The organism is uncultured Candidatus Puniceispirillum sp. (assembly GCF_963979125.1).
Taxonomy (GTDB): domain Bacteria; phylum Pseudomonadota; class Alphaproteobacteria; order Puniceispirillales; family Puniceispirillaceae; genus Puniceispirillum.
Genome location: NZ_CAXBVX010000187.1, coordinates 1 through 1,685, shown reverse-complemented (window position 1 = coordinate 1,685; position 1,685 = coordinate 1). Strand labels below are relative to the sequence as shown.

At 52.2% G+C, this 1,685-nt stretch carries 2 protein-coding genes; both read left to right on the top strand.

The features are described from left to right. Nucleotides 1–1,039, top strand: a 1,039-nt coding sequence (hemA, locus tag ABNT28_RS11050) for a 5-aminolevulinate synthase (RefSeq protein ID WP_348721639.1), incomplete at its 5' end; no start/stop codon positions are given. Between the two features lie 185 nt (nucleotides 1,040–1,224). Beyond that, the coding region (locus ABNT28_RS11045) for a redoxin domain-containing protein (RefSeq protein ID WP_348721638.1) at nucleotides 1,225–1,685 on the top strand (461 nt) is incomplete at its 3' end.

Genomic DNA, 1,685 nt, shown 5'->3' with positions numbered 1-1,685 from the left:
CGCGCTTCAGAATGCCGCTAGCCAGCATGGCACCGGTGCAGGCGGCACCCGCAATATTTCGGGGACCAGCGCATCAATCGTCGCCCTCGAACAGGAACTTGCCTCTTTACACAATAAAGAACGCGCTCTGGTGTTGACCAGCGGCTATGTCGCCAACGAAGCCAGCATCAGCGCCCTTGCTGGCTTGCTGAATGACTGCATTGTCTTTTCTGACGCGATGAACCACGCCTCAATCATTTCCGGCATTCGTCATGCACGGGTTGAAAAGGCTATTTTCCGCCATAATGATGTTGCGCATCTGGAATCGCTACTGGCAAGCCAGCCGCTTAACCGGCCAAAGATCATCATTTTTGAATCGGTCTATTCGATGGATGGTGATATCAGCCCGATTGCCGACATTATCGACCTGGCCAAACGCTATAACGCATTGACCTATCTTGACGAAGTGCATGCTGTCGGCATGTATGGTGCCGATGGGGGCGGTATCGCACAGATGCTTGGTCTGGCTGATGATATCGACATCATTCAAGGCACGCTTGGCAAAGCCTTTGGCACAATTGGCGGCTATATTGCAGCTGACGATGTGATTTGCGACGCCGTGCGCAGTTATGGGTCTGGTTTCATTTTTTCAACCGCCCTACCCCCTGCCATTGCCAGCACGGCATTGGCTTCGGTACGGCATATCCGGTCACATGATGACGCCCGCAACCAGCAGAAAATTCAGGCTGAAAAGCTTAAGGCGGCTTTACGCGCCACCGCCATAGATTTTCTCGATGGGCCAACGCATATCGTACCGATCATGATTGGCGATGCCGCCACCTGTACCCGGGTTTGTCGGATTCTGCTTGACGAATACAGCATCTATGTTCAGCCGATCAATTATCCGACAGTTGCCAAGGGCACTGAAAGGTTACGTCTGACCCCCGGCCCCTTTCATACCGATGCCATGATCGCGCATCTTGTGAACGCGCTGGAAAATGCCATTTCCCGTGCCACCGCCGAATCCGATCAGGCAAGACAGCCCGGCCTGTCTGGGTAATTCATCTGGACGGCATGTCTTCTTGGGGCAAAATTTTGCGTCTCGAAACGGTAAATTAAAATAGTCATCCCCGTTATATTGCATCCTGAATGTTGCGCCCTCATGTCTGCTTTATAGTGTGATTTCGGCAAGGATGGCTGCATCTTTGCGATTTCACCCAAAACACAGCCCAAGAGGAGATGAAAATGTCATTACGCATCAATGATATAGCGCCTGACTTTACCGCGCAGACAACCCTAGGCGAATTGTCCTTTCATGAATGGCTTGGCGATAGCTGGGGCGTTCTGTTTTCGCATCCAAAAGACTTTACCCCCGTATGCACAACCGAGCTGGGTACACTGGCCGGATTACAGCCTGAATTTGAAGCCCGCAATGTAAAAGTCATTGGCCTGTCGGTTGATCCGGTCGAAGATCATAATTCGTGGCTTCAGGATATCGCTGATGTCACCGGACATATGCCTAATTATCCGATCATCGCCGATACTGAACTTAGCGTTGCCAAACTATATAACATGTTGCCGCGTGAAGCGGGCACCAGCCATGCTGGCCGCACGGCGGTCGAAAATCAGGCGGTGCGTTCGGTCTTTATCGTCGGGCCTGACAAGCGGATCAAGCTATCCCTGACCTATCCAATGGCAACAGGGCG